Genomic DNA, 3,236 nt, shown 5'->3' on the forward strand with positions numbered 1-3,236 from the left:
TCTGGACCCTGTACACGCGTTTTGGCATAAGAAAGTGCTTGTTGATAGCCAGCACTCAATGTTGCAATTGCTTTAGTACGCTGTACTTGATACTCATTAGGTCCAGCTGTTGATATGCCTACTGTTTCTTTTAACTTTTTACTACAAGCAGAAGTAATTAATAAAACAGTAAATAATAAAAAAACTTTTTTCACTTAAACACCTTTAGATTAAAATTATATTTTATAGTTTTTTAACTTGGACTAGGGACAATCAACAGACTTCCTGCATAAGTCATCTTATAAAGAGAAATTTGAAGGAGACACGGAACGCAGAACCGCAGCGTACTCAAACGTACGTGAGGATTCGAGTACCGGTTCGACGTACAAATTACCTTTAGAAGATGACTTATGCAGGAAGTCTAATTTTGCACGCCTCGACTGTGCTCACATTATATATACGCTGTGCAGTCTCGCTTTTAAATTAACCGTCCCTAGTCCAAGTTAATTCACTATATCGTCACCGTTATGATCGGTGTTACGAATTTTTTCAGCCATAGCTCCAATTTGGGCATTATCATAATTCTCTTTAGCTTTTTCTTCAATAACTTTTTTAGTACTATAATAATCTTCTATTAAGATAATTACTCCTATTGTAATAAAGCAATCAGCTAAATTAAATACGGGGAAACTATAATTTTGATAATGAAAATGAATGAAGTCAAAGACTGCTCCTCTAAAAAATCTATCAATTAGATTACCGACGGCACCACCGATTACAAAACTATAACCTGCAAAGCCTCCAATCGTTTTTGAACGCACCATTAGGTAGTATAAGTAACAGACAATAAGCGTATTCGTTATTAAGAAAATAGCATTACTATATTGATAGTATTCACGCATTAATCCAAAACTGATGCCGTAATTCCAAGTATAAACCATATTTAAGAAAGAAGTAACCTTAAGCATTAAGCCCGGTTTCCATCTTAAATTATCAATAAACCACCATTTGCTTAACTGATCAATAATAACTAATGTTATTATTATACGACTACTACGAGCGAATGTTAGGTATAGTTTTTTAAATAGTAGGAACATAAATGTAAATGTCATTCCCGCGTAGGCGGGAATCCAGAAAAAAATAACCTTAATATATATGATAAAATAAACTTATAAAAAACTTATTTTTTATAGGTTTTACTAGATTCCCGCCTACGCGGGAATGACATAAGAGTCGTGCAATACCAACTTAATTACAGTATGACAAGGATTCACTCTACAATGAAACCTCAACTGCTTTCTCTGCTTGCAATTCCTTATCAAGCTTAACATTTAAAGTTTTTATTTCTTTCTTAAATTGTTTAAATTTCTCTAAATTTTTTCCGTTTAATTCTACACCCGGTGTTGTCTTAACTGACATAGGATTAACGTGTTTGCCGTCAATTTTAACTTCATAATGTAAATGTGGTCCTGTAGCTCTACCCGTACTTCCGACATATGCTATGATCTGCCCTTGTTTTACTATACTTCCCACTTTTAAATTTTTTGCAAAATTTGAAGCATGAGCGTAAGCAGTAGATAGCGTCCCGCTATGTTTTACCTGAATAAATTTTCCGTAACCCGACTTCCACCCTATTTCTGTTATAACTCCGTTTCCTGCGGAATATATAGGTGTACCGGTTGGAGCTGCGAAGTCAACTCCTTTATGCAGTTTAGTATAACCAAGTATCGGATGCTTTCTATTACCGTAATGTGAAGAAACCTTTATAACTTTTAGCGGAGTTTTAAGTAAGCTTCTTTTTACGCTTTTACCGTCTTCAGAAAAAAATACCTGATTATTTGCGTTATTATCATGGGAATAACGATATATATTATACTCTTTTCCTGAAAGATTTAATGAAACATATAAAATTTTACCGTGGTGGGAAAATTTACCGTCTTCCGTTACGTATTTTTCCGTTATTACGGTTGCAGTATCACCGCTTTTTATTTGACGCTGAAAATCGATTTGATAGGCGTAAGCATTAATCAGCTCTATTATACTATTATTCGATAAACCCAGTTTTTTAAGGGCTGACATAAAATTTGATTCAATACTTACCGACGATTTAGCAACTTTTTTACTTAAAGGTACTACAATTTCTTCAACTTTAAAATTATCACCTTCTCTAATTACTTCAATAGTTTTTAGCTTATCGATAATTATAACGATTTTATTTAAGAACGTTACCTCTGAGGTTAAATCTTCATTCTCGTTTTCGGTGATTTTTGTTTCATATTCAAAAGTAATTTGTTGCCCTATTTTAAGAGCAGAAGATAATTTACCCTCTTTTACTAAATTTACAATTTTTTCTATTTCATTTTTAGGGATATTTTGTTCTATCAAAACTGATTTTATAGTATCGCCTTTTTTTACTACTACTTCTTTAAATGAAATTGTTTCTTCTTCACTACTATCAGGCTGTACTAAACTTATAGACAAAGTGTCGTTAACATAATTATTAACGGCAAAAGAAACAAAAACAACTAATCCTATAAATAATAATAAGGAGGCAGAGGTGAGGATTTTCCTAAGACGTGCACTAATAAAAGATGATGGTAATATGCCATTTAAATCATAAGATAGTGCGGTATCATTCATTAAAATTGCTCTGAAGATTATTTGAATCAATTTTTCATTACTAATAATAATATGAACTATATACAAACAAATTACAATAGAAAATTGTAAAATTTTGTTTTATTTCTGTTTTATTAGTTTTTTATTGATTAAAATTAAATCCTTTATATAAATTAATAAAAATTAACTTATATAAAGACGAAGATTATGCTTAGACTTTTTCTATTTTTATTAATTTTTACAAATCTTATCTCCTGTTCATCTAACTATAATGCTGTCAAAATGCCTAAAATAGAATATTATAAGAATATTTCTTTAAATAAAAACTGTCCTATAAATAGTAAAATAGTTCTAGTAGGCGGTTGTTTTGATTTATTACATTACGGTCATATAGAATTTCTACGCAAAGCTAAAAAACAAGGTAAATACTTAATCGTTGCTTTAGAGCCGGACGAAACAATTATTAAATATAAAAAACGTCAGCCTATCCATAATCAATTGCAACGAGCAAAAATTTTAAGCTCTTTAACGTTTGTCGATAAAGTACTTATATTACCTAAACTGAAAGATTTTAATGATTATGCTCGGTTGGTGCAAAATATTTGTCCCTCTGTAATCGCTGTAACAAAGCACGATCC

4 protein-coding genes and 1 pseudogene are annotated in these 3,236 nt (G+C 31.2%); 2 read left to right on the forward strand and 3 right to left on the reverse strand.

The features are described from left to right. The coding region (locus tag AC1Z7D_RS06635; RefSeq protein ID WP_482603039.1) for a DUF3035 domain-containing protein at window positions 1-194 on the reverse strand (194 nt) is incomplete at its 3' end. A 70-nt stretch (window positions 195-264) separates the two neighbouring features. Between AC1Z7D_RS06635 and AC1Z7D_RS06640 the strand changes: the two are divergent. After that, window positions 265-381: pseudogene (locus AC1Z7D_RS06640) on the forward strand (palindromic element RPE1 domain-containing protein); the annotation flags it as partial. Between the two features lie 101 nt (window positions 382-482). Here the strand turns inward: AC1Z7D_RS06640 and lspA are convergent. Beyond that, complete coding sequence (gene lspA, locus AC1Z7D_RS06645; protein ID WP_482603041.1) at window positions 483-1,076, reverse strand: signal peptidase II; 594 nt, start codon at window positions 1,074-1,076, stop codon at window positions 483-485. 178 nt (window positions 1,077-1,254) lie between these two features. Continuing rightward, window positions 1,255-2,619 (reverse strand): peptidoglycan DD-metalloendopeptidase family protein, encoded by a 1,365-nt coding sequence (locus tag AC1Z7D_RS06650; protein ID WP_482603043.1) that lies wholly within the window; start codon window positions 2,617-2,619, stop codon window positions 1,255-1,257. A 228-nt stretch (window positions 2,620-2,847) separates the two neighbouring features. Here AC1Z7D_RS06650 and AC1Z7D_RS06655 point away from each other — a divergent pair. Next, window positions 2,848-3,236 (forward strand): FAD synthase family protein (locus AC1Z7D_RS06655; protein WP_482603045.1); only part of this gene is annotated, 389 nt, incomplete at its 3' end.

The organism is Rickettsia sp. (genome assembly GCF_965035265.1).

Excerpts from the sequence above, each read along its gene's own strand:
- lspA (WP_482603041.1), bottom strand. The coding sequence starts at position 1,076 with ATGTTCCTACTATTTAAAAAACTATACCTAACATTCGCTCGTAGTAGT.
- AC1Z7D_RS06650 (WP_482603043.1), bottom strand. The coding sequence starts at position 2,619 with ATGAATGATACCGCACTATCTTATGATTTAAATGGCATATTACCATCA.